The sequence below is a fragment of the Allobosea sp. NPDC055594 genome (assembly GCF_053618995.1).
This window is the reverse complement of the sequence record NZ_JBSHIO010000006.1, coordinates 48,414-74,378: the sequence shown is the minus strand read 5'-3', so window position 1 is coordinate 74,378 and position 25,965 is coordinate 48,414. Positions and strand designations below refer to the sequence as shown.

Genomic DNA, 25,965 nt, shown 5'->3' with positions numbered 1-25,965 from the left:
AGAAAGCCATGATCGATTCAGAGCTGCGCCAGCGCCTCTCCGGCGTCTTCACCGCCCTCGTCACCCCTTTCCGCGCCGGCGCGATCGACGTGCCCGCCTTCGAGCGCCTGATCGCCGCCCAGCTGGAAGCCGGCGTCGCCGGGCTGGTGCCGGTCGGCACGACCGGGGAGGCGGCCACCCTGTCCGAGGCGGAGGCCGACGAGGTCATCCGCATCACGGTCGCCGCCGCCAACGGGCGCGCCTTCATCATGGCCGGCACCGGCTCGAACGCGACCGCTCTCGCCGTCGCCAAGGCGAAGCGCGCGGAGGCGCTCGGCGCCGACGGCATCCTCGTCGTCACGCCCTACTACAACAAGCCTTCGCAGGACGGCCTGTTCACGCATTTCGCCGCCATCGCCGAGGCGGTGAAGATCCCGATCATGCTCTACAGCGTGCCCGGCCGGACCGGAGTCGAGATCGCCCCGGCGACGGCGGCGCGCCTGGCCAAGGCCTACCCGCATATCGTCGCGATCAAGGAGGCCGGCGGCAGGACCGAGCGGATCACCGAGCTGCGGCGGGCGCTCGGCGAGGATTTCGTCATCCATTCCGGCGATGACGGGCTGACCCTGCCATTTCTCGCGGTCGGCGCCGATGGCGTCACCAGCGTCGCTTCCAACCTGCTGCCGCGCGAGATCGTGGCGCTATGCGCCGCCTGGGCCAAGGGCGAGCTGCGCGAGGCCCGCCGTGTCCATCAGGCGCTGTTCGATGTCACCGGCCACCTCTTCATCGAGAGCAACCCGGTACCGGTGAAGACCGCGCTGGCCCGCAGCGGCGCGATTTCGGCTGAGGTGCGCGCGCCGCTGGCGCCGTTGCGACCCGAGAACCTGAAAGCGCTCGAAGCCAGTCTGGCCGCCTTCGAAAGCGCTCGGGACATATAAGAAAACCGGTAGGCGAGCGGCCTACTCTCGCATTGTTTGCGGAGGTGCCTTCCTTAGGCTCCTCCCTAACCCGGCAGGCCGGGGCAAGACCGAAGATCATCGGCAAGGGAACGGAGGATAATAGTCGTGAAGAAGATCATCAGCGCAATTTTTGCGGCCGGCCTTGGGCTGGCTGCATTCCAGTCGCCGGCTCAGGCCCAGGACAGCATCGAATCCGTGCGTTCGCGCGGCGTGCTGCGCATCCCTGGCATCATCAACGAGGATCCCTATTTCAACAAGGATCCGCGCACCGGTGAATGGCGCGGCTTCGCCATCGAGATGGCGCGCGACATCGCCAAGACGCTCGGCGTCAAGCTGGAAGTGGTCGAGTCGAGCTGGCCTAATTCGATCCTCGACGTGCAGAGCGGCAAGGTCGACCTCGCGCTCGGGGTGACCGCGACGCCGCAGCGCGCCATGTCGGTCGCCTTCTCGGCGCCGACCTATTTCAACAGCTTCGTCATCGTCTCGCCGAAGCCGGAGCTCTCCAAGCTGAGCTGGGCCGAGCTCAACGATCCCAAATACACCTTCGCGGTCGATCTCGGCTCCTCGCAGGATTTGATCGCCCAGCAATATCTGCCCAAGGCCAAGATGCTGCGCTTCAAGACGCGCGACGAGGCGATCGTCGCCGTGGTCAGCGGCAAGGCCGACGGCCTCGTCAACACCATGCTCAACGGGCTGGTGATGACCAAGAAGGCGAACGGCATCGGCAAGGTGATGGTGCCGAGCCCGGTCCTCTCGACGCCGTCGGTCGTCGCGCTGAACTGGAAGGGCGACGAGAAATGGCGCGCCTTCATCTCGGCCTGGGCCGAGTACAACCGCCGCATCGGCAACAACCAGACCTGGATCGTCAACAGCCTGGCGCCGTTCGGCATCACGCTCGACGACATGCCTGAAGGTTTCGGCTTCGGTGGTTGAAGCATAGGGCGGCCCGCAAGGGCCGCCCTCCAAGGAAGGCTAGCAAGACATGTATACTTGGAGCTTCGCCCCGATCATCCAGGCCTCCGACCTCTTCCTGTGGGGGGCGTGGATCACGGTCGTCTACACGGCGGGCTCGATCGCGATCGGTCTCGTCCTCGGCCTCGCGGTCTGCTTTGCCAGGCTTTCGGGCATCGGACCGCTGAACTGGTTCGCGCAGGGCTTCCAGGAGCTGTTCCGCTGCACGCCGCTGCTGGTCCAGCTGCTCTGGATCTACTACGCGCTGCCGCTGCTGCTCGGCTTCGACATGCCCAACTGGGCGGCGGCGCTGCTGACGCTCTCGCTCTATGCGGCGGCGTTCTATGCCGAGGTCTTCCGCGGCGGCATCGTCTCGATCGACAAGGGCCAGTTCGAGGCCGGCGCGGCGATCGGCATGTCCGGCTGGCAGGTGATGCGCCGCATCATTCTGCCGCAGGCCATCCGCCGGATGATGCCGGCCTTCATCAACCAGTCGGTCACCCAGTTCAAGAACACCTCGCTGGTCTCGGTGATCTCGGTGGCGGACCTGACCTACATGGCGAGCATCGTCAACGGCCAGACCTATCGGCCGCTCGAATCCTACACGGTGGTCGCGGTGCTCTACTTCGTCATTCTCTTCCCGATGATGAAGTTCGCCGACTACATCGAACACCGCATGCGCCGCGGCAACTGATCGAGAGCGCCCATGACCTCCGCTTCATCCGCACCCGCTTCGTCTTCCTCGGTTTCGTCGCCGGCCGCCTCCGATATCGTGCTCGAGGCGCGCGGCATCACCAAATGCTTCGGGGCGCTGACCGTGCTCCACGGCATCGATCTCGCCCTCAAGGCCGGCGAGGTCGTCTCGATCATCGGGCCGTCAGGCTCGGGCAAGTCGACCTTCATCCGCTGCATGAACATGCTGGAGAAGCCCGACGCCGGCGAGATTCTCTTCCGTAATCGCCGCGTCGGCGAGAAGTATCGCGGCAGCGGCGATCTGCTCGGGCAGGGCGAGCTGCGCCGCCATGTTGGCATGGTCTTCCAGCACTTCAACCTGTTCCCGCATATGAGCGTGCTGGAGAACGTCATCGAGGGCCCGGTGATCGTGCAGCGGAAGTCGCGCGCCGAGGCCGTCGAAATCGCGATGGACTACATCGCCAAGGTCGGCCTGGCCGAGAAGCGCGACGCCCGGCCGGACCAGCTCTCCGGCGGCCAGAAGCAGCGCGTCGCCATCGCCCGGGCGCTCGCCATGCAGCCCGACGCGCTGCTGCTCGACGAGGTCACCAGCGCGCTCGATCCAGAGCTCGTCGGCGAAGTGCTCGGCGTGGTGCGCGATCTCGCCAATCAGGGCATGACCATGGTCATCGTCACCCACGAGATCTCCTTCGCCGCGGACGTCTCCGACCGGGTCGTCTTCATGGAGAATGGCCGCATCGTCGCGCAGGGCCTGCCCGAGACCATCCTGCGCCGCCCCGACAATGAGCGCCTCAAGGCGTTCCTCGCGCGCTTCCATGGCTGAGCCGGTGCGACAGGCTGAAACTCCCTTCAGGGTCGTCATCGTCGGCGCTGGGCGCGTCGGCTCGGCGCTGGCGCTGCTCCTGAAGCAGGCTGCCGAGTTCGAGGTCGTGGTGGTCGATCCGACCGAACCGGCGCAGCGGCGCATGGACGAGCTCGGCCTGCCGCTGGTGGAGGCCGACCCCGGCAACGCCACGCAGCTCGACCGGCTCCTCGGTGAGGCCCAGGCCGTGGTCGCGGCGTTGCCGGCGGCGGCAACGCCGATGGTCGCCGCCGCCGCGCGCCGCAGCGGCATTCATTATCTTGATCTCGGCGACGATACCGCCGGTCTCGACGCGGTGCTGAGCGAGGCCCGCTCGGCGGCAGGATGCTTCATTCCGCAATGCGGCATCTCTCCGGGGCTGGTTTCGCAGCTGGTGCTCGATCTGGTCTCGCGAAGCTCCGGGCCGGTCGAGATCGATGTTCGCATCGGCACCTTGCCGCGCGAGCCGGGTAGCCGGCTCGGCTACGGACTGACCTGGGACGTCGATGCCCTGCTGCGCGAATACATCCAGCCCTCGACGGCGCTGGTCGATGGCAGACGCGCCAGCCTGCCGGCCCTGAGCGATCTCGGCCGCCTGCGCCTCGGCGGGCGTGACTATGAGGATTTCGTTTCCGGGAACATCCCGGCGAGCCTGTGCGCGCGCCTGGAAGGGCAGGTTGCCCGGCTGACCTCGCGCACGATCCGCTATCCCGGCCATCTCGACTATATGCGCTTCCTGCTCGACGAGCTGAAACTGCGCGCCAGGACCGACCTCCTGCGCAACCTCTTCCTCAACGCGCTGCCCGAGATCGTCGACGACCGCCTGCTGATTTCGATCGGCGCGACATCCCGCCAGGATGGACGCTCCGTCGAGGAGCGGTTCACCCGCGAGGTCGTGCCGGCTCAGATCGGCGGCAGCACGGTCAGCGCGATGCGGCGCACCGCCGCCGCCCATGTCGCCGCGGTGCTCGATCTCCTGCGCACTGGCGTGATCGGCGCGTCCGGCCTCTGCGCGCAGGAGGAAATTCCCTTCGCCGCCCTGAGCGCCAACCGCTTCCTCGCCTGGTTCTTCGCGGCTAGTGCGGAGGAGGGAGGCCTGACCAACCCGAGGAATGCGGCATGACGAGCGGCACGGACACATTGCGCGGACAGGCGGGGACCGTCGGCGATCTCGGCATCGGCATCCTGATGCTCGACACGCATTTCCGGCGGCTTCCGGGCGATATCGGCAATGCCAGGAGCTGGTCGACGCCGGTGCAGTTCCGCGTCGTGCGTGGTGCCGACCCGGCCGCGATCGTGCATGGCCGGCCGGGGGATTTCCTGCAGCCCTTCATCGCGACCGCGCTCGACCTCGTTTCCTGCGGGGTGCGCGGCATCACCACGAGCTGCGGCTTCCTCGCTCTGTTGCAGAAGGAGCTCGCGGCGGCGCTCCCCGTGCCGGTCGCGACCAGCAGCCTGCTGCAGGCGCCACTGATCGAGGCGATGCTGCCGGCCGGACAGCAGGTCGGCATCCTGACCTTCGCGCCGGAGGCCTTGAGCGCGCGCCATCTCGCCGCCGTCGGCGTGCGCACGGACACGCCGATCGAGGGCCTGGCGCCGGACAGCCTGTTCCGCCAGGTCTATGGCGCCAAGGGCGGCGTCTCCGACTTTGCAACGCTCGAGCAGGAGGTGATCGCGGCCGCGCTGGCACTGGTCGAGAAGCATCCGAATGTCGGCGCGATCCTGTGCGAATGCACCAATCTGCCGCCGCATTCGGCTGCGATCGCCAAGGCGACCGGGCGCCCTGTCTTCGACATCATCGGCTTCGTCGACTGGTTCGCCCGCAGCCTGATGCCGCCGGCCTATCCGAGGGGCTGACGCGCCGGCTCGCCCGCGGTGTCAGCCCGAGCCCACCGCCTTGGCGGGGTCGGTCGGCGGGATCGGCGGATAATGCAGCCCGCGCTGGCCGGAGAGGCCGCGGTTCGGCGCCATAACCAGCTCGGGCTCGGCCATGCCGACAAGCTCGCCATCGCGCAGCCAGGCTTCGTCCTCGCCATAGAGGCTTCCCGCCAGCGCCTTGCCGAGCCGCGCCCGGATGTCCGCATGGCCGGGATCGCCGGCGAGATCGGCCATTTCCTGCGGGTCTTTGTCGAGATCGAAGAGCTGGAAATGGTTGCCGGCCGGATACCAGATCAGCTTGTAGCGGCCGTCATGCACCATGCGGGTCGCCTTCGCCCCTTCGAGCGATTCCCCATAGAGGATGTCGCGACGCTGCTCGCCGACCATCGACAGGCCCTCGCAGCTCTCCGGAATCGGCAGGCCGCAGAGATCGAGCAAGGTCGGCATGATGTCCTGCAGGCCGACAAGGCGGCCATCGGTGGCGCCGGTGCCGACGCGGCTGTCCCCCGCCGCTCCCGAGAGCAGCATCGGCACGCCGGCCGAGGCCTCGTACATCAGCCGCTTGGCGTAGAGGCCGTTGTCGCCGAGCATGTCGCCATGATCGCCGCAGATCAGGATGATCGTGTCGTCGAGCAGGCCTTCCTCGCGCAGCGTCCCGATCAGGATCCGCAGCTGATGGTCGATATGGGTGCACAGCGCATAGACCGCGCGGCGCATGTCTGCGAGCTGCGCTGGCGGAAGCTGCTCCCAGTAGTGATGCGCGACGCGCACCGCATAGGGCAGCGCCGCTGGGTCCCTGGCCCAGTCGGCCATCAGGGGGACGTCGATGTCGCGGGCCCGATACCGTTCGAAATAGCTCGCCAGCGGCACGATCGGCGGATGCGGATGAGTGTAGGAGACGTGCCAGAAGCCGGGACGCGTCGGGTCGCGCCGCTTGATCGTGCGCGCCGCCGCGAAGGTGATCCAGTTGGTGACGTGCAGCTCTTCCGGCAGGTGCCAGGTCCGCCAGCTGTATTCATTGTTGCTCATGCCGTGCATGAACTGCTGGCCGGGCTGGCCCTTGTCGGTCAGGAACAGCTCGTAATCGTCCATGCCGCCGAGATGGCCGCGGCCCTCCTCGGCGAGCAGCACCTCCTCGAAGCCGATCCGGTCGCGCTGCGGATAGACATGGAGCTTGCCGATCGCGGCCGTCTGGTAGCCGGCGTCGCGGAAGGAGCGCGCCAGCGTCGGCAGGCCGTCCGGCATCGGCAGGGCCGGCTGGAAGACACGGTCGCCATGGCTGCGCGGGCTCGTGCCCGTCATCATCGAGCGCCGGGCCGGGATGCAGATCGGGCATTCGGCATAGGCGTTGGTGAAGCGCGTGCCGGTGCGGGCGATCTGGTCGAGCGTCGGCGTCTCCACTGTCGGGTGGCCGGCGATGCCGAGCAGGCGCGCCGGCCATTGATCGACGGTGACGAACAGCACATGGCGGTCGCCAGGCGGAGAGGACGCAGCTCCTGCCGCTGGATTGCCTGCCTGATCGCCGGAGACGCGCTGCATGGCCCTGCTCAGTTCGCCTTGGCGCCGGAGATGCGGACGAGCTCCGCGATCTTGCCGGTCTCGGCTTTGATGAAGTCGCCGAAGGCGGCGGATGTGCCGCCGACCAGCTCGATGTTGAGCGCCGCCATGCGCTCGCGCACCGCCGGATCGGCGACGATCCTGTTGAGCTCGGCATTCAGCCGCTCGACCACGGCCGGCGGCGTGCCGGCCGGCACGAAGACACCGTGCCAGGAGGCAAACTCATAGCCGGGCACGCCGGCCTCCGCGACGGTCGGCACGTCCGGCATCGCCGCCGACCGCTTCGCTCCGGTCACGGCGAGCGCGCGCAGCGTACCCTCGCGCGCCATCGGCACGGCGGTCCCGTCGATCATCGCGGTGACATGGCCGGCGATCACGTCGTTGATGGCCGGGGCCGAGCCGCGATAGGGCACATGGGTCGCCTTGATGCCGGTCTTCTCCTTCAGCAATTCGAAGGCGAGCTGCTGCGGCGTGCCGACGCCGGCCGAAGCATAGGTCACCTTCTCCGGATTGGCCTTGGCATCGGCGAGCAGCGCCGCCAGGTCCTTGGCCGGGTTCTTCGGATTGATCACCAGAAGCAGCGAGACCGAGGTCAGCCGCATCACCGGGGTGAAGTCGGTGAGCGGGTTGTAGGGCAGCTTGTCCTGCAGGGCCGGGGTGATCGCATGGGTCGCGATATCGCCGATCAGCAGGGTATGGCCGTCAGGCTCCGAGCGCGCCGCATCGGTCGCGCCGATGGCGCCGGCCGCGCCGGGCTTGTTGTCGATGACGATGGTCTGGCCAAGCGCCTCGCTCAGCTTCGGCCCGATCAGCCGCCCGAGAAGGTCGACATTGCCGCCAGCCGGATAGGGCACGACGATCCGCATCGTCTTGCTCGGCCAGGCGGTCTGCGCCGTGGCGGAAGCCGGGAACAGGGCCGGCGTGATCACCAGCGCCGCCGACAAGCTCAGCAGGCGGGGCAGCCCGCTCTTGTGCGTCACGCTCATTCCGAAAACCTCCCACCCGCGGCGTTTCTGCTCACGCCGACATCGATTCGAAAACTGAGCCAATCGCAAGCCATCAAGAAATTAGTTTTGCTTATTAGTCTTGGGCTCTAGTTTCGGCTCATGGACCAGAGACTGCTCAGCTTTTTCGTGACCCTCGCCGAGGAGCTGCATTTCGTGCGGGCGGCGGAGCGGCTCGGCGTGACCCAGCCTGCGCTCAGCCAGCAGATCGCCAAGCTGGAGGAGACGCTGGCGGTAAAATTGTTCGAGCGCACCAAGCGCCGCGTCGCGCTGACCGATGCCGGCCGGAACTTCCAGAGCGACGCGCTGGCGATCCTGCGCCAGCTCGATCTGGCGGTGGCAGGGGCGCGCCGCGCCGCACAGGGGCAGATCGGCCGCCTGACCATCGGCTTCGTCGAGGCCTGTCCCTTCAACATCCTGCCGGTGCTGGTCTCGCGGCTCAGCCGCGAACTGCCGGAGGTCTCGCTGATCCTGCAGGAGATGGTTACCAGGGAGCAGGCCGAGGCGCTGCGTTCCGGCCGGATCGATGTCGGCCTGCTGCGGCCGATGTTCAGTGAGCCCGGCCTCGGCACGCTGCCGCTGTTCCGCGAGAATTACGTTGTCGCGCTGCCAGCCGGGCATCGCCTGACGCAAGCGGCGGCGGTGCCGCTGACCGCGCTGCGCGAGGAGCGCTTCATCATGACCCCGCCCGGCAAGCGCCGCTATGTCGAAGGCCGTTTCCGCTCCGCCTTCCGCCGGGCCGGCTTCGAGCCGCTGGTGGCGCAGGAGGTCCACCAGCTCCATACTATGATCGGCCTGGTCGCCGGTGGCATCGGCGTCGCGCTGGTGCCGCAATCGGTGTCGCGGCTCAATCTGGAGAATGTCGTCTACCGGCCGTTGAAGGGCCTGGACTCGACGGTCTCCGAACTCGTCGCCGCCTGGCCGCTCGATCGCGAGACTCCGGTGCTCCGGCGCTTCGTCGCGATTGCGCGGTCGGTCGCGGCCGGGGAGGGGCAGCGCGAATAGGCCTACCGGGCCATTGCGCATCGCTCTAAGCTCGGCCGGGCTTTCGCGAGGCTCGAGCCAGGGGATGGATCGTCGTCGATTTGAAGGCGGAGAGGAGCGGTCTTGCCGCCGGAGAGGATGATGCTGAAGGACGAGCTGATCAAGCGCTTCATGGTGACCAATGGCGAGAAGTTCAGGCTCGCCGACTTCGATCCGGGCGACACGGTCGGCCTCGATATCGACAAGGAAGAGGCCAGGGAGCTGCTGGCGGCCGGCACCAGGCGTTTGCATGCCCTGCAGGAGCGCCTCTATGCCGAGGGGCGCTGGGCGGTGCTGATCGTGTTGCAGGCGATGGATGCCGCCGGCAAGGACGGCATGATCGAGCATGTGATGTCCGGGATCAATCCGCAGGGCTGTGAGGTGACCTCGTTCAAGGCGCCGAGCATCGTCGAGTTGCGCCATGATTTTCTCTGGCGCACGACCTGCGCCCTGCCGCAGCGCGGCCATATCGGCATCTTCAACCGCTCCTATTACGAGGAGGTGCTGGTCGCACGGGTGCACCCGGAGATCCTGGCCAAGCAGAACTTGCCGCCATCGCTGGTCAAGGAGGATATCTGGAAGGATCGCTATGACAGCATCCGCGATTTCGAGCGGCATCTTGCGCGCAACGGCACGCTGGTCCTGAAGTTCTTCCTGCATGTCTCGAAGGGCGAGCAACGCCGCCGCCTGCTCGAGCGTATCGACGAGCCGGCCAAGAACTGGAAGTTCGATGCGGGCGACCTGGCCGAACGCAAGCGCTGGCCGGACTATATGAATGCCTATGAGGAGGCGCTCGCCGGAACCGCGACCAAGCACGCTCCCTGGTATGTCGTGCCGGCCGACAACAAATGGTTCAGCCGCCTCCTGGTGGCGACCGCGATCGCCGACAAGCTCGAGGAACTCGACCCGCAATTCCCCAGGCTCGACGAAGAGGCCCGTGCGGCGATGCATCGCGCGCGCGCCGAGCTCGCCGGCGAGGGCAACGGCGCCAATGGTGCGAAGCGCAAATCCTGAGCGAACTACCCGCCGCGGCTGCGGCGGGTCCTAGATCGCCGCGCGTCCGTTCGGACGCGGTCACGGTGATCTATCTCAGTGTTGCCGCATCGGACCGAAAAGTGGAGTCCACTTTTCGGTCCGATGCTATAGGGCGGCCGCCTCAGTACCGGTTGCGCTGGGTCGCGTCGTCGATCGCCGTCAGCCCGGAGAGCGCCTGCGACGAGCGGTTGACCTTGTAGAGCGCGCGAAACACCCGGCGCGCATCCTCGTAGCGCCGGGCGTTGAAATAGGACCAGCCGCGCATCAGCATCAGGTCGGTGGTCTCCGGGGCGTATTTGGCGCGCTCCTCCAAGGTGAGCAGCGCGGCGTTGAAGTTCTTGGCGTCGTACTGCGCGTAGAAGCGCTCGGACAGGAGCAAAGCGGAGAGCTCGCGGCGGCGCGCAGGCGGCAGCGCGGCCGAGGTCGCTGCGGCCGTCGCTTCGTTCGTCAACCCTTGCTGGAGCGCGGCATAGGCCTTGCCGGCGGCCGCATCGGCCACCACCTGACCGTCGCCTGTGCGCATCGCTGCCTCGAAGGCCTGCATCGCCGATGCCGGGCGCTTGAGATTGAGCAGGCACCAGCCGCGCGCCAGCGCGGCAGCGCCGGAGCTGCCGCTGCCGCTGCCGCAACTGCCACCGCGGACCGGGCGCGCCGCCTCACGCAGCGCGGGGGGACGTTCGGCAGGCAGGTAAGTATCGACCGGTGCAGGTTCCGTTGTCAGGCGCCGCACTGCCGTCGGAGGCCGGGGGGAGGCTTCGAGTGCCTGCGCCCGCGGCATGCGCTCCACAGCAATGGGCTCCGGCGTGGCCGGCCTGATCCCGGTCTCGCGCGGCGGGGCCTCGCGAGCCGAGAGGTGGCGCCGGCGCGGATCCAGAATATCGGCGATGCGCTGCGAACGCCCACGCCATTCGGCGACGATGGCACGCAGGCCCGCCACGTCGCGCAGCCTCTGGCGCGCCAGAGCCAGGCCGAAGGCGGCGGGCTCATGCTCGCGATCCCAGGCCAGGGCGGTTTCGAACCAGTGCTCGGCTGGCACGGTCTGGCCGGAATTATAGGCATACCAGCCGAGCGCGGCGGCGCCGAGCGCGTAACGATCGGCGCTGACCGTCTTGACGATCCGCTCCAGCACGACCGCTTCCAAGCGCGGTGGCGGCTCCTGCGTCAGCAACGCCGTCAGGGCGTCGAGATAGGCCTTGCGGTTGGCCGGGCCTGCCTCCAGCCATTGCGAACCGAGCGCCTCGGCTTCCTGGTATTTGCCGTTGGCTGCGAAGGCGAGTACGGCGCCCTCCGCCGCTTTGGCGCCGCCATTGCGGGCGAGCGCCATCCGGAACCAGTCGGACGCCTTGGCCGGCTCGCCATGGTGCAGGGCGTAGAAGCCGAGCAGGATCGGGTCGTCCGGCGTCGTCGCGGCGTTGGCGAGTACCTCCAGCCGGCGCAGATCGTCTGCGCTGACGGTGAGCTTCGGGTCTTCCGCCGCCCGGCCGATGCGGCGGCGGGCCAGTTCGTCACGGATGCTGGCGAATTCGTTCTGCCGTTCCAGCGCCATCAGGGCGTTGACCTGCTCGTCCTGCAGGGTCGAGAGCGCCTTCTGCATCGTCCCGAGCCGCTCCTCCGCCTTCTCGCAATTGGCGAGGATGTAGGAATAGGCGTCGCGTGCCCGGTCCCTGCGCTCGGTCTGGACGAAGGCTTCGGCGACGCGCCAGAGCGCATCGACATTGGCGCAGGTGAGCAGGGCAGGCGTCTCGGTGCCGATCCTGATGACCTGTTCCCACTGCCGGGCATTGGAGGCGTTGACCAGGCGCTGGGCTGCCTCGGCCTGGTCGAGCTGCTGGGCGAGGTCCGCCGGCGGGCTCCAGCCGGTTTCCTTGGAGCTGCGCCCGGCGATGGCAGCGCGGACTTCGCTCAGCTTGCCTTCGGCAAAGAGCTTCCACATCCGCTCGAGCTCGGGGTCTCCGGCCGGGATCGGCGTGTTGAGGTCGGTCGGCGGCTTCCACTGCGGATAGAGTGCACGCAGCCTCGCGAGCTCCGCCTCGAAGCGGCGCGTGTCGCCCTGGCTGGCGAAATAACGCAGCGCGCTTTCGTCGACGGGCGGAGCCGGTTGGGCCTGACGCTGCCCGGCGGGCAGATTGGCAGGCGGCGGGGCCTGGGCGAGCTCCGGCTTGATCTCGGCCCCCTCGGCCGCGGGCTGGTCCAGCGTGAAAGCACTCGGCGTGCCCGGCTTGGGCGCCGGCGGCAGCTCGCCTCCTTGTCCGAAGCGACCGAGACCGTAGAAGATGGCGCCCGATGCGACGGCAGCCAGCAGGATCGACTTCACATGCATCGCTGATACCTCTCGCTCAGCATCGCCAGCGTGAGCAGATGCAGGGTTGAGGGGTAGTAGGCCGTCGGCACGAAGGATTTCAGTTCTTGCGGGATCGCGGTGCCGTCGGCCGCGCAGGCCAGCGCTGCTACGAGGATCCGGTAGCCGGGATCCGAGAGCTGTTCGACTGCCTGCTTGCTGCGGACGTCGACGATGGCGGGCCCGTTCACCCAGGCCGCGCGGAATGGTGCGAGGCGCCCCGGTTCGCCGAGGCCGGCCCGCAGCAGATAGAGCGGGACACGCATGGCATTGTAGCCGAATTGCGCGGGGAAGCCGTCGGCCGGTCGCGGCTCGGCCTTGACCGACATCCATTCGGGTGCGGGCATGTTCGCCTTGGCGAGCGTGTCGAGCAGCTTCAGCCCGGTCGCCTGGACCTTGAGCCAGCCATTGTCGCCGGTGAGGCGCGCCATCACCGGCAGCGCTTCGAAGACCCAGTAGGAGGGGTTGACCACCGGTCCGTCGGCTCGGTCCTTCTCCGAGAAGCCGGTGACGGCCGGCATCAGCCAGGTTTCGCTGCCGCGTTTCAGGAAGGTGGCCTTGGCGATGTTGCGCGCCAGCTGGCGGGCGGCGTTGGTGTAGCCGGGCATCGCCCAGGCCGAACCGGCACAGTTCAGCGCATAGGCGATCAGCAGATCGCCATCGGTGGCGTTGTTGATGTCGGTGACGCGCGGCGTCGCCTTCGGGTCCCAGCGCCAGGCCGCGAGCCCATCGTCGCGGATCAGCAGCTCCGTGCGCGTGAAGGCGAGGATGCGGGCAAAGCTCGTGCGGTCGCCGGCGAGGCAGGCGAGCAGCAGGCCGTAGCCCTGGCTCTCACTGTGGCTGATCGCGCCGTTGAGGTCGTCGACGACGCGCCCGTCCGGCATGACGAATTTCTGCTGATAGAGCTCCCAGGCTTCGAGCGGCAGGGTCGCCTGCGCCGCGGGTGCAAAGGCGAGCATCGCCGCGGCGACGGCTCCGACCAGCCTTTTCATCGGGTTCCGTCTCATGGCTTCTGGCCCAGACGGCCGAGCATCAGCGAGGTCGAGATGCCGAGCGCGATGCAGGCGCCGAGCAGGGCCAGCGCATAAACGCCGATATTGCTCGACAGCCAATTGGCGAGGACGAGGCGCATATTCGCCAGCGAGAAGCTGCGTGTCATCACCATGGAGGTTTGGCTCGGCTCGACGACGTGGACATCCTGGCTGCCGCGGAAGGCGGTGACCTGCCCGGCGAGCTTGGCCCAGTTGCCGGGCGTGACGATGCGCGAGACCGTCGCTTCCAGCGTTTCCTCGCGGCGCGCGACGAAGGCGGTCCAGACCTGCCGGCTCGCCGGGTCAACGGCCTGGGCGGCGATCATATCGGTGCCATCGGCCGGCTCGTAGAGCCCGCCGCCGGAGGACGGGATGCGCAACTGGGCGAAGGAGAGATGGAAGGTCCTCTGCAGCCATTGGTCGAAGGCGACGAAATAGCGGGCCAGGGGCCCGCCGAGCGAGCTGCGCCAGCGATCGCGCAACGCGTCCGTCGTCGGCTCCGCCTGCTCCTGGGGACCCGGTGCCTTCTGACCCTGGAAGCGGTTGATGACCGCGTCGAAGATCGCCCCGGCGTCGTTCTCGGGTGCGATCAGTACGGTGTCGGCGCGTGTCGGCCAGGTCGTGCGAACGTTTTCCGCGACCCCGACGCGCGGCAGAATGCCCTGCGGCAGCTGGCCGGCGGCGCCGACGATCAGGGCCGGCTGATCGTCGGTGGTCGCGACGGTGGCGAGGGCATCCACGGCCAGCGGCCTGGCCGCACGCTGGGCGATGCGCGCGACCAAGGTCGCCGCCGCACCGTAATTGGCCGTGTCGTGGCGGCCCAGGATGAGCGGGATGCGCGTCGCCAGTGAATAGGGGAAGCCGGTTCCGGCGACCGCCGCGAGATTGGGCTGCACGCCGATCTTGGCGAAGTCCGGGAAGGAGAGGGTCGAGGTGTCGAACAGCGCGAAGCGGCTCCGGCCGGGCAAGGTCGCGCCTGGTCCGCAGGCCTGGTCGGAATGGGTCAGCGTCACCGCCTCGAGCCAGATTTCGTTGATCCCCGGCCTGAAATGCCGCAGCGGCACCGTGATCGGAAACTGCTGGAGCAGCCCGCCGGAGGTCGCGTTGAAGGGCACTGTCGCCGCGACATTGCCGTTGACGAAGATCTCGAGATGGCTGCCTCCGGGCAGCACATCGGCCGCATAGGCCGCATCGAGATAGAGCGTCGCCTCGCCATAGGCGTTTGCATAGGAATCGCCGGGAAAGGCGACGACGGCGCGTGTGCGCAGCCGGCGGCCGGAGGATTCCTGGCTTGCGATGCCGAGCTCGGAAAAGCGCAAGGCGCGGGCCTCGGACAGGAAGGGCGCGTTCGGCAGATGCCAGCTCGACGTGTCCATGAGCTGTCGGTTGACATTGGTCGGCCGCGAGACGGGCGCCGTGAGCAGGGTCGCGACGACGTTCTCGATGTCTGGCCAGCTCGCGCCGGTGACCAGCAGGGTCGATGGACCGAGGCGGGCGTCCGAGACGAAGCCGACGAAGCTGCGTGCCTTGGCCTCCTCGGGAACCTGCGTCAGGAGATCAGGCAGTTCCGCGGTCGTCGCAAGGACGACGGTCAGCGTGCCCGGCCTCGCCCGGCCGGGCGCCCGCTCGGAGACCTGCACCACCGCCTGGCCGTAGCGCCCGCGCAATGCGGTGGCCTGCGAGACCGCGAAGATCATGTTCGCCGCCGCAGCGCTCGAAGCCCCCGGGGCGACGATGCGGATGGTGGTCTGACCGTTCTCGTCGGTGCCGATCGCCGGCAGGTCGTCGATGCTGCGCAGGCGCAAATCCGTCGCACTCGGCGAGCGGAAGCTGAGCTTGGTGCCGGCACCGTCGATGCGGGTCCAGAGTTCATAGGTCGACGCGACCGAGCAATCCGTGCGGTGACGCTGGATCGCTTCGAAGCGGATCGTGTTCTGACCAGGACGGAGCAGGCCCCTGCGCAGATTGGTCGAAAGGCGCGCCAGGCGGTCCGAGGAGGCGACCGGCGTTTCGAGCACCCGCTCGCCATTGATCCGTACCGTCAGGCGCGAGGCTTCCGGCATGACGACGAGCGCATTCTGAAAGGCGACGTCGAGGGCGAGGTCCGAGTTCGCCTCGTCCTGGGTCAGGTAGAAGGCCCAGTTGCGCGTGTCGGCTTCGCCTTCCAGCGTCACCCGTGCCGCCGGCAGGAGCGGCTTGAAGCCGAATCCCCCGGCGGAAGGCAAGGCGGTGCTCGGTATCGCCGCCGTCGGCGCCGGCGTGATCGGCGTGGGGGCAGGGGCCGTCGGCGCGGCGCTGGCCGGAGCCGGCGGTGCGATCATGAACGGCGCCGGGGCACCGCCCGGCGCGCCCGGCTGCTGGGCGAGGGCGGGAAGCGTCGTCGTCGCCAGGGCGATGGCCAGGGCGCGCAACAGCCGGGGCGGATGGAGCGCCGTCATTCCGCGGCACTCGGCTTGCTGGCGACCTTGCCCAGCCGATAGAGGCCCATGAAATAGGACAGGCCGCGGCTGGTCTGGAACAGCGCGATCCGGAGGAAGCGCGTCGTGCCGCGGACGACGCCGATATTGTTGCGCCGCGCCTTCTGGAAGCGGCTCCAGCGCTCGGCATCGGAGAAGGCGAGATCGGCGATCATCCGGCTGTGCAAGGGTTCGGATGGCTCGTAGCGGCAGCCGAGCATCAGTCCCTCCGCATCCTGCTCGATGCGCTTGATCCGGATCGGCAGCCTTCCGCTGGGCATGGCGAGGCTGGTTTCGAACGAGATCAGCGCCTGATCGCCGATCACGGGCTTGCTGCCGATCGATGTTCCGCCGATCCGGATCGCGATGCCGTCGACCGAGGCATTCTCGGTGACCATCGGTGTTTTCTCGTCGTTCAGCGTGATCTCGCCACGGCGTTTGACGGCGAAACGGCGGGCGGCGCGGCCCTCCGGCCGTTCCGAGACGACGCCGAGCGCGCAGCCGGCCATCAGCAGGTTCATGATGTTCCAGAGGCCGACGACCAGCGTCGTGTCGGCATTGTAGGGCTCGGCGATGGTCCGCCAGTACTGCGCGACCACCCCCAGCGCCAGGATGATGAAGATGATCAGGAACGGCATGCCGAGCTCGGAAACGCGGCGCGTCTCGAGGGATTCGTTCTTGGCGGTGACCTTGAAGGTCGGTTTGCTGGGGTTGAGCAGGACCGAGATCACGGCCGGCAGCAGATACAGCGACTGGATGAACTCGTAGAGCTCGGAGATCCATGGCCAGCGATAGCGGCCATAGAGATAGTTCTGCATCATCAGGTTCACGACCATATAGCCGACGATGTAGGCGATGAACTCGCCACCGGTCGCGACGAAGATCTCGAGTCCGAAGAACAGATAGAACAGCGGCGCGATCAGGAAGATCATCCGCGCGAACGGGAACAGCCAGAACAGCGCCGTCGACGTGTAGCAAAGGCGCTGCGGCAGAGAGAGGCCTCGCTTCAGCAACGGCCGGTGATAGAGCAGGATCTGCATCATCCCCTGGGCCCAGCGCGAACGCTGGCCGATGAAGCTGGCGAAGGTCGCCGGCTGGAGTCCGGCGATCAGCGGCTTGTCGACATAGACGCTGTTCCAGCCGGCGGCATGCAGGGTGATCGCGGTTTCGGCGTCTTCGGTGATCGAGCGTCCGGAGAAACCGTTCGTCGTCAGCAGCGCTTTGCGGCTCAGCACCGCGGCGGAGCCGCAGAAGAAGGACGCGTTCCACTTGTCGAGGCCGCGCTGGATGATGCCGTAGAACATCTCGTTCTCCGACGGCATTTCCTTGAACGTCCGCAGATTGCGCTCGAGCGGGTCGGGATTGATGAAGAAATGCGGCGTCTGGACCAGGAAGAGCTTGGGGTCGCGGGCGAAGAATCCGACGGTCTCGGTCAGGAAGCTGCGCGCCGGGGCATGGTCGGCGTCGAAGACGACGATCAGCTCGCCCTGCGAATGGGCGATGCCGTTATTGAGGTTCCCGGCCTTGGCGCTGAGATTGCGTTCGCGCGTCAGATAGGTGACCCCCAGCCCCGTGCAGAGCTTCTGGAGCGTCGCGCGCCGCTGCTTGGCGGCATTGGCGGCGGCGAAATTGTCGGAGTTGCACTTCTCGTCGGTGCCGCCATCGTCGAGCAGATAGACCTGAAGCTTGCCGGCCGGGTAGTCCATCGCGAGCGCCGCCGAGAGCGTCGTCGCCAAGAGATCGGCGTCCTCGTTGTAGGACGGCACGAAGACGTCGACGGTCGGCGCGTTCTCCAGGTCGATCGGCGGCGTTTCGCGGCGCGGCAGCGGCATCGCCACCACGAACAGGCTGAGGAACAGCATGCCGATATTGTAGAGTTCGGCGATGAAGAGGATGACGCCGGGGACGAAGTCCTCGATCTGGTTGACCGGCGGCAGCGTGCTCGTGGCGCGCCAATAGACATAGCGCAGCACGATCGCCGTCCCGAGGCCGAGCGCGATCAGCCGCCAGACGCCGAGCGGGCGCAGCAGCTTCAGCAGGATCATCGCGCCGACCAGGATGGTGCTGGCGATCAGATGGGCCTGGAGGCTGATCGGCAGCGCAATGAGCGCCGTGACCAGCGCTGCCGTGACGGCCCAGACGAAAACGTAAATCGCGGTTGGCATCGGTGACTTGGCGCTTCTTGCTCAGCGTACGGGTGGTGGTGGCACGGTCGGGTAGCCTTCCATCGGCCGGTCGGGAATCGCAGGTTCGGCTGGCGCAGTTTCGCGCGGCGGGCTCTGGCGCATGGGTCGCGCCGGGCGCGGCGCGCTGGTTCGCGGTGGCAGGACATCCTCGAAGGAAGGCTGCCGCACCGGATAGATCGGCGCGCCCGCCTCGCCCAGATTGGGCGCCGGCGAGGGCGAGGCGCCGACCGGATCCCAGCCGGTCCGGCCAAGCGAGGCGTTCAGCGAGTAGCCATAGGCCAGCCGCAGCAGCGCGGCCTCGCTCGCGCCCGGCTCGCAGATGCGGATCCGGATCGAGGCCGCTCCGGTCTTCGGCAAAAACAGGCTGTCGCCGCGCATCAGGCGCTGCCAGACATAGATGCAGGCGTCGTTGCCGACGCCGCGTCCGTAGGCATAGCCGAACGGGCCGTATTTGTTCTGCACGAATAGCGCCGAGGTCGCCATTGCCACTCCGGGCAGGCGCTCCTCCATCTCGGCCGCGAGCACGTGGTCGTCGAGCCCGGGTTCCTTGAGCAGGTTTCCGGCGACGCCTTCGCTGTCGGGAACGTCCGCTGCGGTCAGGAACGCCACATGGATCGTGTTCTCGCCGGGCGTGCGGCCCCGCGTCGCGAGCGCGATCGTCTGAGCGATGGCGTTGTCGTAATGTCGCTGCGCGACGGCAATGGTCGGTGGCCCGCCCGGCGGCAGCGCGATCATCGCCCGGCTCGGGTCGACATTCACCGCGCGGCTCGAGAACACCAGCTCGGAATCGCTCAGCCGCTGTTCGCCGCAGCCGGCGATCAGCGCCGCCAAACCCGCCATCGTCACCAGCGTCGCCTGCCGGGAGCGCGATATCGCGCGCTTGCTAAAAAATCCGGTCGGCAGCTGCCGGGGGCCTGTCATTGTCGCGCGGAACGGTTGGTGCGGGCCGTCATGTCTTGACCATCGTTAACAATCGTTAAGGAGAACTTACTTGGCGCTGCGCGTTGAACGAGTGTCGGCCGAGAGCAAATCCATTGGGCCCAATACAATTGATTCGTGCTTCGCGGCCAACCCGTCGCTACTGTAATAAGATAATCGTGTCGTCCACCGACGATGGGTATTGCGTAGATCCTGCGGGGCTGCCTCCGGCCTGACCAAGCATGGCAAATGCCCGCCGGGTTCCTCTATCGGGTGCGCGCGCCAGCAGCGCCGCGGTCGGCGTGCCGAGCTGACGGTCCATGCGCCGGCGGCCGCTCGCGTCCCCGGAGGGTAACGGCACCGGGCGAGGGGGCCCGCCAGAAGCCGCCTGGCTTGCAGCGATGAGATAAAGCAAACCGGCACAGCGTCTTAATAGGTTTGGGACGGCCCGGTGAACGGCCTCCTGCCCGGGGCCGTCGTCGGGTTTCGGCCGGAGGCGATGAGCGAGCCCGACGCGGCGTGGATGCGTGCAAGCTGTGGCCGTTGCGTTTTATGCGTGCAGGCCGGCCATCGCGGCCCCGTTTCCGTCACGCCCCTGTTGACGCCTTTCGTGGCACATGCCTTGCTGGCGCCGCCGACTACTAAAAAAGAGGCAAAAAGCCTCGGTTTCGGAATGACTGACCGATGTCAGCAGAGGGGATCAGTGATGGACGAACATAAGTTGCGCGACCTGGTTGAGGGCGTGAAGGACGGTTCCGTTTCGCGACGCGCATTCATTCAGCGACTGGCTGCGGTCGGTGTCGCAGCTCCCTTCGCGTCGCAGATCCTGGCCTGGAACGACGTCGCGATGGCGCAGGCCTCTCTCGCCTACAAGCCGACCAAGGCCGGCGGCGGCGGGCCGCTCAAGATTCTGCTCTGGCAGGCGCCGACGCTGCTCAATCCGCATTTTGCCAGCGGCACCAAGGACCAGATTGCCGGGCGCATCTTCTTCGAGCCGCTCGCCGGCTGGGACAAGGAAGGCAACCTGACGCCGCAGCTCGCCGCCGAGGTGCCGACCCGCGCCAATGGCGGGCTCTCCGAAGACGGCAAGGTGGTGACCTGGAAGCTGAAGCAGGGCGTCAAATGGCATGACGGCAAACCCTTCACCGCCGACGATGTCGTCTTCACCTGGGAATATGCCGCCGACCCGGCGACGGCCGCCTACACCACCGGCTCCTACACCAACATCAAGGTCGAGAAGGTCGACGACCACACCGTCAAGGTGATCTTCAGGGAGCCGACGCCGTTCTGGGCCGACCCCTTCGTCGGGGTCGTCGGCCAGATCCTGCCGAAGCACCATTTTGGCGAGTACAAGGGCGCCAAGTCCCGCGAGGCGCCGGCAAATCTGAAGCCGGTCGGCACGGGCCCCTACAAGTTCGTCGAGTTCAAGCCGGGCGACATTCTCACGGGCGTGCGCAACGAGGATTATCACGTCAAGAACCAGCCGCATTTCGACACGATCGAGGTCAAGGGCGGCGGCGATGCGGTCTCGGCGGCCCGCGCCGTGCTGCAGACCGGCGAGTTCGACTATGCCTGGAACCTGCAGGTCGAGGACGAGGTCCTGAAGCGCATGGAGACCGGCGGCCGCGGCAAGGTCAGCGCGGTGCCCTCGGGCGACATCGAGTTCATCATCCTCAACACCACGGATCCGTGGACCGAGGTCGATGGCGAGCGCTCCAGCATCAAGACCAAGCACCCGACGCTGTCGGACCCGAAGGTGCGCGAGGCGTTCAACCTGCTGATCGACCGCGACTCGATCCAGAAGTTCATCTATGGCCGCGGCGGCACCGCGACGGCGAGCTTCGTCAACGAGCCCAAGCAGTTCAAGTCGCAGAAGCTGAAATACGAGTTCAACGTCGACAAGGCGAACAAGATCCTCGACGACGCCGGCTGGAAGCGTGGCTCGGACGGCATTCGCGAGAAGGACGGCAAGAAGCTCAAATACGTCTACCAGACCTCGATCAACGCCCCGCGCCAGAAGACGCAGGCGATCATCAAGCAAGCGGCCCAGAAGGCCGGCATCGACCTTGAGCTGAAGTCGGTGACGGCGTCGGTGTTCTTCTCCTCCGACGTGGCGAACCCCGACACCTACACCAAGCTCTATGTCGACATAGAGATGTACACCACGACGCAGCCGCAGCCCGATCCGGAGCGCTTCCTCAACCAGTTCGTTTCCTGGGAGGTCGCGACCAAGGAAAACAAATGGCTGGGCCGGAACGTCTCGCGCTATTCCGACCCGGAGGCCGACAAGGCCTACAGGGCGGCGCAGAAGGAACTCGACCCTGCCAAGCGCGCGGCCCTGCTGATCAAGGTCAACGAGATCTTCTGCGAAGCCAATGTGATCCTGCCTCTGCTCTCGCGCACCCGCGTCGCCGCCTCGGCGAGCAACCTGATGCACGATCACAGCGGCTGGGACGTCGACACCTGGAACGTGGCTGCCTGGTATCGCAGCTGAGGCCGGCTAAACCGCTCACGGGTGGTCGAAACCGTCCGTGAGCGGCCCTCTGCCGCTTCCGCGCGAGTTGGCCCGGCCCGGTGGTGTCTCCTCGCCATCGGCCCGCGCGGCTCGCTTTAGCGACCCCGTTCACGGGAACCCTTGATGGCGACTTATCTTCTGCGGCGACTGCTGATCGCCATTCCGAGCCTGCTCGGCATCAGCCTGATCCTGTTCACGGTGCTGGCGATGGCGCCGGGCGACCCGTTCTCGGAGATGGCGACCAATCCCAATGTCCCGCCCGAGGTGCGCGAGGCGCTGCGCGCCAGCTTCGGCCTCAATGATCCGATCATGGTGCGCTATCTGCGCTGGCTCTCCGCCATGCTGCAGGGCGATTGGGGCTTCTCCTTCGCCAGCCGCATCAATGTCGACGACCTGATCCTGCAGCGCGTCCCAACCACGCTCTTCATCGTCGGAACCTCGCAGATCCTCGCGCTGTGCGTCGCGCTGCCGGTCGGGATCTATGCGGCGACGCGGCCCTATTCGGTCTTCGACCAGATCGCCAACACGCTCGCCTTCGTCGGCTTCTCGCTGCCGACCTTCTTCACCGGCCTGCTGCTGATCCTGCTGTTCTCGATCAAGCTCGACTGGTTCCCCTTCGTCTATCGCTCCGACATCGCCGCGACCGGCTGGCGCTGGTACTGGGAGATGTTCCGCCAGGCGATCATGCCGATCACCGTGCTCGGGTTGTTCCAGGCGGCGTCCTATACTCGCTATGTCCGCTCTGCCGTGCTCGACGTGATCCGGCTGGACTACGTCACCACGGCGCGCGCCAAGGGCCTCGGCGAGAGGACCGTCACGCTCCGGCACATCACGCGCAACGCGCTGATCCCGGTCGTCACCCTGGTCGCCCTGCAGATGCCTGCGGTCTTCGGCGGCGCGATCGTCACCGAGCAGATCTTCCGGATTCCCGGGATCGGCTCTCTGCTGATCGACGCGATCCTCGCCAACGACACGCCCGTGATCATGGCCGTCACCTTCGTCTTCGCCTGCCTGGTCGTCCTCTTCAACCTCATTGCGGATCTGCTCTATGGCTGGCTCGACCCTCGCATCTCCTTCGGCTGATCCGGCTGCGGCCGCCGCCGCGGCGAGCGTATCGGTCTCGCCCGGGCGCGAAACCTGGCGGCGCTTCCGCCGCCACCGGCTCGCCATGGCGAGCACGGTCATCCTCTGCCTGTTGATCCTCGGTGTCGTCGTCGGCCCATGGATTTGGACCGTGCCGATCAACGAGATCGATTTCTCGGCGCAGCTGCAGGGGCCGTCCTGGGCGCATCCCTTCGGCACCGACGATCTCGGTCAGGACCTGCTTGCCCGCATGATGTATGGCGGGCGCATCTCGCTCGCCGTCGGCCTCGCCGCGATGGTGGTGGCGACGCTCGTCGGCGTCTTCATTGGCGCGCTCGCCGGCATGTCGCGCCGCGGGCTCGACCCCTTCCTGATGTGGGTGACGGATCTCTTCCTGTCGCTGCCGCAGCTGCCGCTGCTGCTGCTGGTGATCTATCTCTTCCGCGAGCAGCTCAAGGCGGTGTTCGGCGTCGAGGGCGGCGTCTTCATCCTGATCGTCATCGTCATCGGCGGCCTGCGCTGGATGCCGGTGGCGCGGCTGGTCCGGGCCCAGTTCTTCTCGCTGCGCGAGAAGGAGTTCGTCGAGGCGGCGCGGGCGCAGGGCGCGACGAAGACGCGCCAGATGCTCGTCCACATCCTGCCCAATGCGATCGGCCCGGTCATTGTCGCCGCGACCATCGAGGTCTCCTCGGCGATCATCGCGGAATCGACGCTCTCCTTCCTCGGCCTCGGCTTCCCCCCGGACATCCCGACCTGGGGACGCCTGCTCTTCGACGCCAAGGACCATCTCGATGTCGCGCCGCATTGGGCGATATTCCCGGGCGCGGCGATCTTCCTGACCGTGCTCTCGATCAACTTCATCGGCGACGGCCTGCGCGACGCCCTCGATCCCCGTCGCGTCATCTGAAGCCGACCGGAAGGCGACCTCATGACTTCTCCCATTCTCTCAGTTTCCGGCCTGACGACCTCCTTCCGGGTCGAGGGGGCCTGGCGCTCGGTGGTCCGGGGCGCCACTTTCGACATTGCCCCGAAGGAGACCGTGGCGCTGGTCGGAGAGTCCGGCTCCGGCAAGAGCGTGAGCGCGCTCTCGATCATGCGCCTGACCCCGCCCGGCTCGAGCAGGATCGAAGGTAGCGTCAGGCTCTCGGGCAAGGAGCTGCTGACGCTGCCGGAGGCGAAGATGCGCGAGGTGCGCGGCAACGAGATCGCGATGATCTTCCAGGAGCCGATGACTTCGCTCAACCCGGTCCTGACCATCGGATTCCAGATCGCGGAGGCGCTGATGCTGCATCGCGGCCTGTCGCGCTCGGCCGCGGAGGCCGAGGTCGTCAGGCTTCTGGAGAAGGTGCGGATCCCGGCGGCCAAGGCGCGCTTCCACGACTATCCGCACCGCTTCTCCGGCGGCATGCGTCAGCGCGTGATGATCGCGATGGCCTTGGCCTGCAAGCCGAAGCTGCTGATCGCCGACGAGCCGACCACCGCGCTGGACGTGACGATCCAGGCGCAGATCCTAGAGCTGATCAAGCTGCTGCAGGAGGAGGAGGGCATGTCCGTCCTCTTCATCACCCACGATATGGGTGTCGTCGCCGAAATCGCCGACCGGACCGTGGTGATGTACAATGGCGAGCAGGTCGAGACCGGCCGGACCGAGGATATCTTCGCCAATCCGCAGAAGCCCTACACCAAGGCGCTGCTCTCGGCGGTACCGCGGCTCGGCTCGATGGAGGGGCGCCGGCGGCCGATGCGCTTCCCGGTGGTCGACCGCAAGACCGGCCTCTCGGACGTTCCGGCCGAAACGGCCGATACCGTCGCCGCGAGCGAGCGGCCGGTGCTCGAAGTCGCCAATCTGACGACACGCTTCGAAATCCGCTCCGGGCTGCTCGGCAGCGTCTCCGGCCGGGTCCACGCAGTGGAGAACGTCTCCTTCAGCCTGCTCTCGGGCGAGACGCTGGCGCTGGTCGGCGAATCCGGTTGCGGCAAGTCGACGACCGGGCGCTCGGTGATGCGTCTGATCGAGCCGCTCTCCGGCTCGGTGCTGCTCGATGGCGAGGATGTGCTGAAGCTCGACCAGAAGACTCTGCGCGAGCGCCGGGCGCGCATGCAGATGATCTTCCAGGACCCGTTCGCGAGCCTCAACCCGCGCATGACGGTCGGGACGGCGGTCGCCGAGCCGTTGCTGATCAACAAGCTCGCCAACCGCCGGGAGGCGCAGGACAAGGTCGCCGATCTGCTCGAGCGTGTCGGGCTCCAGCCCGACATGGCGAGCCGCTTCCCGCATGAATTCTCCGGCGGGCAGCGTCAGCGCATCGCGATCGCCCGCGCCCTCGCGGTCGAGCCGCGCCTCGTCGTCGCCGACGAGGCCGTCTCGGCGCTCGACGTCTCCGTGAAGGCGCAGGTGATCAACCTGATGCTCGAACTGCAGGAGCGGATGAAACTCGCCTATCTCTTCATCTCGCATGACATGGCCGTGGTCGAGCGGGTCAGCCACCGCGTCGCGGTGATGTATCTCGGCGAGATCGTCGAGATCGGCCCGCGCGAGGCGATCTTCGGCAATCCCCAGCATCCCTATACAAGGCGCCTGCTCGCCGCCGTGCCGGTTGCCGATCCCGCCCGCCGCCACGAGAAGCGGCCGGTCTCGAACGACGAGATCAGGAGCCCCGTCCGTCCGCCCGACTATGTCCCGCCGGCCCGGCAATATCGTGAGGTCTCGTCCGGCCATGCCGTGATGATCTGGGGCGAGGAATGGGAAAAGCGGGAGGCGAGGGCCTCGGCAGCGTGAGAGGAGGCGGGTGGCGGAGGGAGCTGCCGGGCGAGATGTGCGGATTTACCGAATTGCTGCCGGGCATGTCCCGGCTCGGCAGCACCGCCGCCGCCGAGCTTGCGTTGATTGTCTGATTGTCATTGTGTTTCAGTTACTTGGTCCGGATTGTCCATGCCGCTCGACGATGCGCATGTGAATTCGGTCTTATTGGCCGCGACCGTCTTCGTGTTGCCGCCTGCGCGGCTGGAGCGAACCCGGCGGCCGTCGCGAGCATGCCGCCCTGTGTTGCCGCCCTTTGATGGGTGAGGGCTCAGGGCTGCTGAGACATGCGCGGATGCGGACAATGCTAAGCAAATCGGCGCCGTTCATTTTACCGGGCAGCCGCACAGTGCACCTCGCATAGAGGAGCATGTGATGATTCTTCCGGTACTCGGCATTTTTAGCTTCATAGCCCTGGGATATGCGCTCTACCTCGCGTCCGCACCGGACAAGGAGACGACGCAGCCCAAGCCTCTGATCAGCTGAGAAGGTGCGCCAGCCGGAACCGGCTGTTTCGGCCTGGGCGCCGCTCCGTCATCATTCCGTCGGGCAGGGCCTCGCTCCGTTCGCAGCGACCGCAGCGCCCTTGTTCAATGCCCGGGCTATGCCCCCGGAAAGCGCTTCGTTTCCGCCGCCCTGCCGGCGGAGGATGTCTTGGCAAACGCCGGGGAGCGGTCCGGAAGAAGCGAAGCGCCTCTTCGGCCGCTTCCGACACAAC

Annotated in this window: 19 protein-coding genes; 12 read left to right on the top strand and 7 right to left on the bottom strand. The window is 67.2% G+C overall.

Annotated features, from left to right (window positions below; all coding sequences use genetic code 11):
• Positions 1–8 precede the first annotated feature (8 nt).
• From dapA to ACWGRX_RS13870, 6 genes are all read left to right on the top strand, one after another.
• On the top strand, positions 9–917 hold the full coding sequence (gene dapA / locus ACWGRX_RS13895) for a 4-hydroxy-tetrahydrodipicolinate synthase (protein WP_452118011.1): 909 nt from the start codon (positions 9–11) through the stop codon (positions 915–917).
• Between the two features lie 126 nt (positions 918–1,043).
• Positions 1,044–1,871 (top strand): transporter substrate-binding domain-containing protein, encoded by an 828-nt coding sequence (locus tag ACWGRX_RS13890; RefSeq protein ID WP_291650216.1) that lies wholly within the window; start codon positions 1,044–1,046, stop codon positions 1,869–1,871.
• 49 nt (positions 1,872–1,920) lie between these two features.
• The gene (locus ACWGRX_RS13885; protein WP_291637037.1) at positions 1,921–2,583 is read left to right on the top strand and encodes an amino acid ABC transporter permease; all 663 of its coding nucleotides are present in this window, start codon (positions 1,921–1,923) and stop codon (positions 2,581–2,583) included.
• Between the two features lie 12 nt (positions 2,584–2,595).
• Positions 2,596–3,405, top strand: a complete 810-nt coding sequence (locus ACWGRX_RS13880; RefSeq protein WP_452118010.1) for an amino acid ABC transporter ATP-binding protein — start codon at positions 2,596–2,598, stop codon at positions 3,403–3,405.
• Positions 3,398–4,546 (top strand): saccharopine dehydrogenase family protein, encoded by a 1,149-nt coding sequence (locus tag ACWGRX_RS13875; protein WP_452118009.1) that lies wholly within the window; start codon positions 3,398–3,400, stop codon positions 4,544–4,546. The genes ACWGRX_RS13880 and ACWGRX_RS13875 overlap by 8 nt, the downstream gene beginning before the upstream one ends.
• Positions 4,543–5,280, top strand: coding sequence for an aspartate/glutamate racemase family protein (locus tag ACWGRX_RS13870; RefSeq protein ID WP_452118008.1), 738 nt, complete (start codon positions 4,543–4,545; stop codon positions 5,278–5,280). The genes ACWGRX_RS13875 and ACWGRX_RS13870 overlap by 4 nt, the downstream gene beginning before the upstream one ends.
• Positions 5,281–5,301: 21 nt before the next feature.
• On the opposite strand, the gene ACWGRX_RS13865 is transcribed toward ACWGRX_RS13870, so the two are convergent.
• Both ACWGRX_RS13865 and ACWGRX_RS13860 read right to left on the bottom strand, forming a co-directional pair.
• Entirely contained in the window at positions 5,302–6,840 is a 1,539-nt protein-coding gene (locus ACWGRX_RS13865) for a sulfatase-like hydrolase/transferase (RefSeq protein WP_452118007.1), read from the bottom strand.
• An 8-nt stretch (positions 6,841–6,848) separates the two neighbouring features.
• Entirely contained in the window at positions 6,849–7,844 is a 996-nt protein-coding gene (locus tag ACWGRX_RS13860; RefSeq protein ID WP_452118006.1) for a Bug family tripartite tricarboxylate transporter substrate binding protein, read from the bottom strand.
• A gap of 120 nt (positions 7,845–7,964) precedes the next feature.
• Between ACWGRX_RS13860 and ACWGRX_RS13855 the strand changes: the two genes are divergently transcribed.
• A complete protein-coding gene (locus ACWGRX_RS13855) occupies positions 7,965–8,867 on the top strand; it encodes a LysR family transcriptional regulator (RefSeq protein WP_452118005.1) in 903 nt (300 codons plus the stop codon).
• Positions 8,868–8,987: 120 nt separating this feature from the next.
• Positions 8,988–9,899 (top strand): polyphosphate kinase 2 family protein, encoded by a 912-nt coding sequence (locus ACWGRX_RS13850; protein ID WP_452118004.1) that lies wholly within the window; start codon positions 8,988–8,990, stop codon positions 9,897–9,899.
• Positions 9,900–10,041: 142 nt separating this feature from the next.
• Here ACWGRX_RS13850 and ACWGRX_RS13845 read toward each other — a convergent pair whose 3' ends face one another.
• From ACWGRX_RS13845 to bcsN, 5 genes are read right to left on the bottom strand one after another with little or no spacing between them, the layout of a single operon-like run.
• Positions 10,042–12,240, bottom strand: coding sequence for a hypothetical protein (locus ACWGRX_RS13845; RefSeq protein ID WP_452118003.1), 2,199 nt, complete (start codon positions 12,238–12,240; stop codon positions 10,042–10,044).
• Entirely contained in the window at positions 12,231–13,250 is a 1,020-nt protein-coding gene (locus tag ACWGRX_RS13840; protein ID WP_452118002.1) for a glycosyl hydrolase family 8, read from the bottom strand. The genes ACWGRX_RS13845 and ACWGRX_RS13840 overlap by 10 nt, the downstream gene beginning before the upstream one ends.
• Positions 13,251–13,261: 11 nt before the next feature.
• Entirely contained in the window at positions 13,262–15,727 is a 2,466-nt protein-coding gene (locus ACWGRX_RS13835) for a cellulose biosynthesis cyclic di-GMP-binding regulatory protein BcsB (protein WP_452118001.1), read from the bottom strand.
• Positions 15,724–17,910, bottom strand: a complete 2,187-nt coding sequence (gene bcsA / locus ACWGRX_RS13830) for a UDP-forming cellulose synthase catalytic subunit (protein ID WP_452118000.1) — start codon at positions 17,908–17,910, stop codon at positions 15,724–15,726. The genes ACWGRX_RS13835 and bcsA overlap by 4 nt, the downstream gene beginning before the upstream one ends.
• 21 nt (positions 17,911–17,931) lie before the next feature.
• On the bottom strand, positions 17,932–18,771 hold the full coding sequence (gene bcsN, locus ACWGRX_RS13825) for a cellulose biosynthesis protein BcsN (protein WP_452118218.1): 840 nt from the start codon (positions 18,769–18,771) through the stop codon (positions 17,932–17,934).
• A gap of 784 nt (positions 18,772–19,555) precedes the next feature.
• On the opposite strand from bcsN, the gene ACWGRX_RS13820 reads away from it, so the two are divergent.
• From ACWGRX_RS13820 to ACWGRX_RS13805, 4 genes are all read left to right on the top strand, one after another.
• Positions 19,556–21,343, top strand: coding sequence for a peptide ABC transporter substrate-binding protein (locus tag ACWGRX_RS13820; RefSeq protein WP_452117999.1), 1,788 nt, complete (start codon positions 19,556–19,558; stop codon positions 21,341–21,343).
• A 144-nt stretch (positions 21,344–21,487) separates the two neighbouring features.
• Entirely contained in the window at positions 21,488–22,447 is a 960-nt protein-coding gene (locus tag ACWGRX_RS13815; RefSeq protein WP_452117998.1) for an ABC transporter permease, read from the top strand.
• The gene (locus tag ACWGRX_RS13810) at positions 22,413–23,354 is read left to right on the top strand and encodes an ABC transporter permease (protein WP_452117997.1); all 942 of its coding nucleotides are present in this window, start codon (positions 22,413–22,415) and stop codon (positions 23,352–23,354) included. Before ACWGRX_RS13815 ends, ACWGRX_RS13810 begins: the two co-directional genes overlap by 35 nt.
• Positions 23,355–23,375: 21 nt before the next feature.
• Positions 23,376–25,226, top strand: coding sequence for an ABC transporter ATP-binding protein (locus ACWGRX_RS13805; protein ID WP_452117996.1), 1,851 nt, complete (start codon positions 23,376–23,378; stop codon positions 25,224–25,226).
• Positions 25,227–25,965 lie beyond the last annotated feature (739 nt).

What these genes read in the sequence shown, in the direction of transcription:
- dapA (WP_452118011.1), top strand. Translation starts at nt 9, where the DNA reads ATGATCGATTCAGAGCTGCGCCAGCGCCTCTCCGGCGTCTTCACCGCC.
- ACWGRX_RS13885 (WP_291637037.1), top strand. Translation starts at nt 1,921, where the DNA reads ATGTATACTTGGAGCTTCGCCCCGATCATCCAGGCCTCCGACCTCTTC.
- ACWGRX_RS13880 (WP_452118010.1), top strand. Translation starts at nt 2,596, where the DNA reads ATGACCTCCGCTTCATCCGCACCCGCTTCGTCTTCCTCGGTTTCGTCG.
- ACWGRX_RS13875 (WP_452118009.1), top strand. Translation starts at nt 3,398, where the DNA reads ATGGCTGAGCCGGTGCGACAGGCTGAAACTCCCTTCAGGGTCGTCATC.
- ACWGRX_RS13870 (WP_452118008.1), top strand. Translation starts at nt 4,543, where the DNA reads ATGACGAGCGGCACGGACACATTGCGCGGACAGGCGGGGACCGTCGGC.
- ACWGRX_RS13865 (WP_452118007.1), bottom strand. Translation starts at nt 6,840, where the DNA reads ATGCAGCGCGTCTCCGGCGATCAGGCAGGCAATCCAGCGGCAGGAGCT.
- ACWGRX_RS13860 (WP_452118006.1), bottom strand. Translation starts at nt 7,844, where the DNA reads ATGAGCGTGACGCACAAGAGCGGGCTGCCCCGCCTGCTGAGCTTGTCG.
- ACWGRX_RS13855 (WP_452118005.1), top strand. Translation starts at nt 7,965, where the DNA reads ATGGACCAGAGACTGCTCAGCTTTTTCGTGACCCTCGCCGAGGAGCTG.
- ACWGRX_RS13850 (WP_452118004.1), top strand. Translation starts at nt 8,988, where the DNA reads ATGCTGAAGGACGAGCTGATCAAGCGCTTCATGGTGACCAATGGCGAG.
- ACWGRX_RS13845 (WP_452118003.1), bottom strand. Translation starts at nt 12,240, where the DNA reads ATGCATGTGAAGTCGATCCTGCTGGCTGCCGTCGCATCGGGCGCCATC.
- ACWGRX_RS13840 (WP_452118002.1), bottom strand. Translation starts at nt 13,250, where the DNA reads ATGAAAAGGCTGGTCGGAGCCGTCGCCGCGGCGATGCTCGCCTTTGCA.
- ACWGRX_RS13835 (WP_452118001.1), bottom strand. Translation starts at nt 15,727, where the DNA reads ATGACGGCGCTCCATCCGCCCCGGCTGTTGCGCGCCCTGGCCATCGCC.
- bcsA (WP_452118000.1), bottom strand. Translation starts at nt 17,910, where the DNA reads ATGCCAACCGCGATTTACGTTTTCGTCTGGGCCGTCACGGCAGCGCTG.
- bcsN (WP_452118218.1), bottom strand. Translation starts at nt 18,771, where the DNA reads ATGGCGGGTTTGGCGGCGCTGATCGCCGGCTGCGGCGAACAGCGGCTG.
- ACWGRX_RS13820 (WP_452117999.1), top strand. Translation starts at nt 19,556, where the DNA reads ATGGACGAACATAAGTTGCGCGACCTGGTTGAGGGCGTGAAGGACGGT.
- ACWGRX_RS13815 (WP_452117998.1), top strand. Translation starts at nt 21,488, where the DNA reads ATGGCGACTTATCTTCTGCGGCGACTGCTGATCGCCATTCCGAGCCTG.
- ACWGRX_RS13810 (WP_452117997.1), top strand. Translation starts at nt 22,413, where the DNA reads ATGGCTGGCTCGACCCTCGCATCTCCTTCGGCTGATCCGGCTGCGGCC.
- ACWGRX_RS13805 (WP_452117996.1), top strand. Translation starts at nt 23,376, where the DNA reads ATGACTTCTCCCATTCTCTCAGTTTCCGGCCTGACGACCTCCTTCCGG.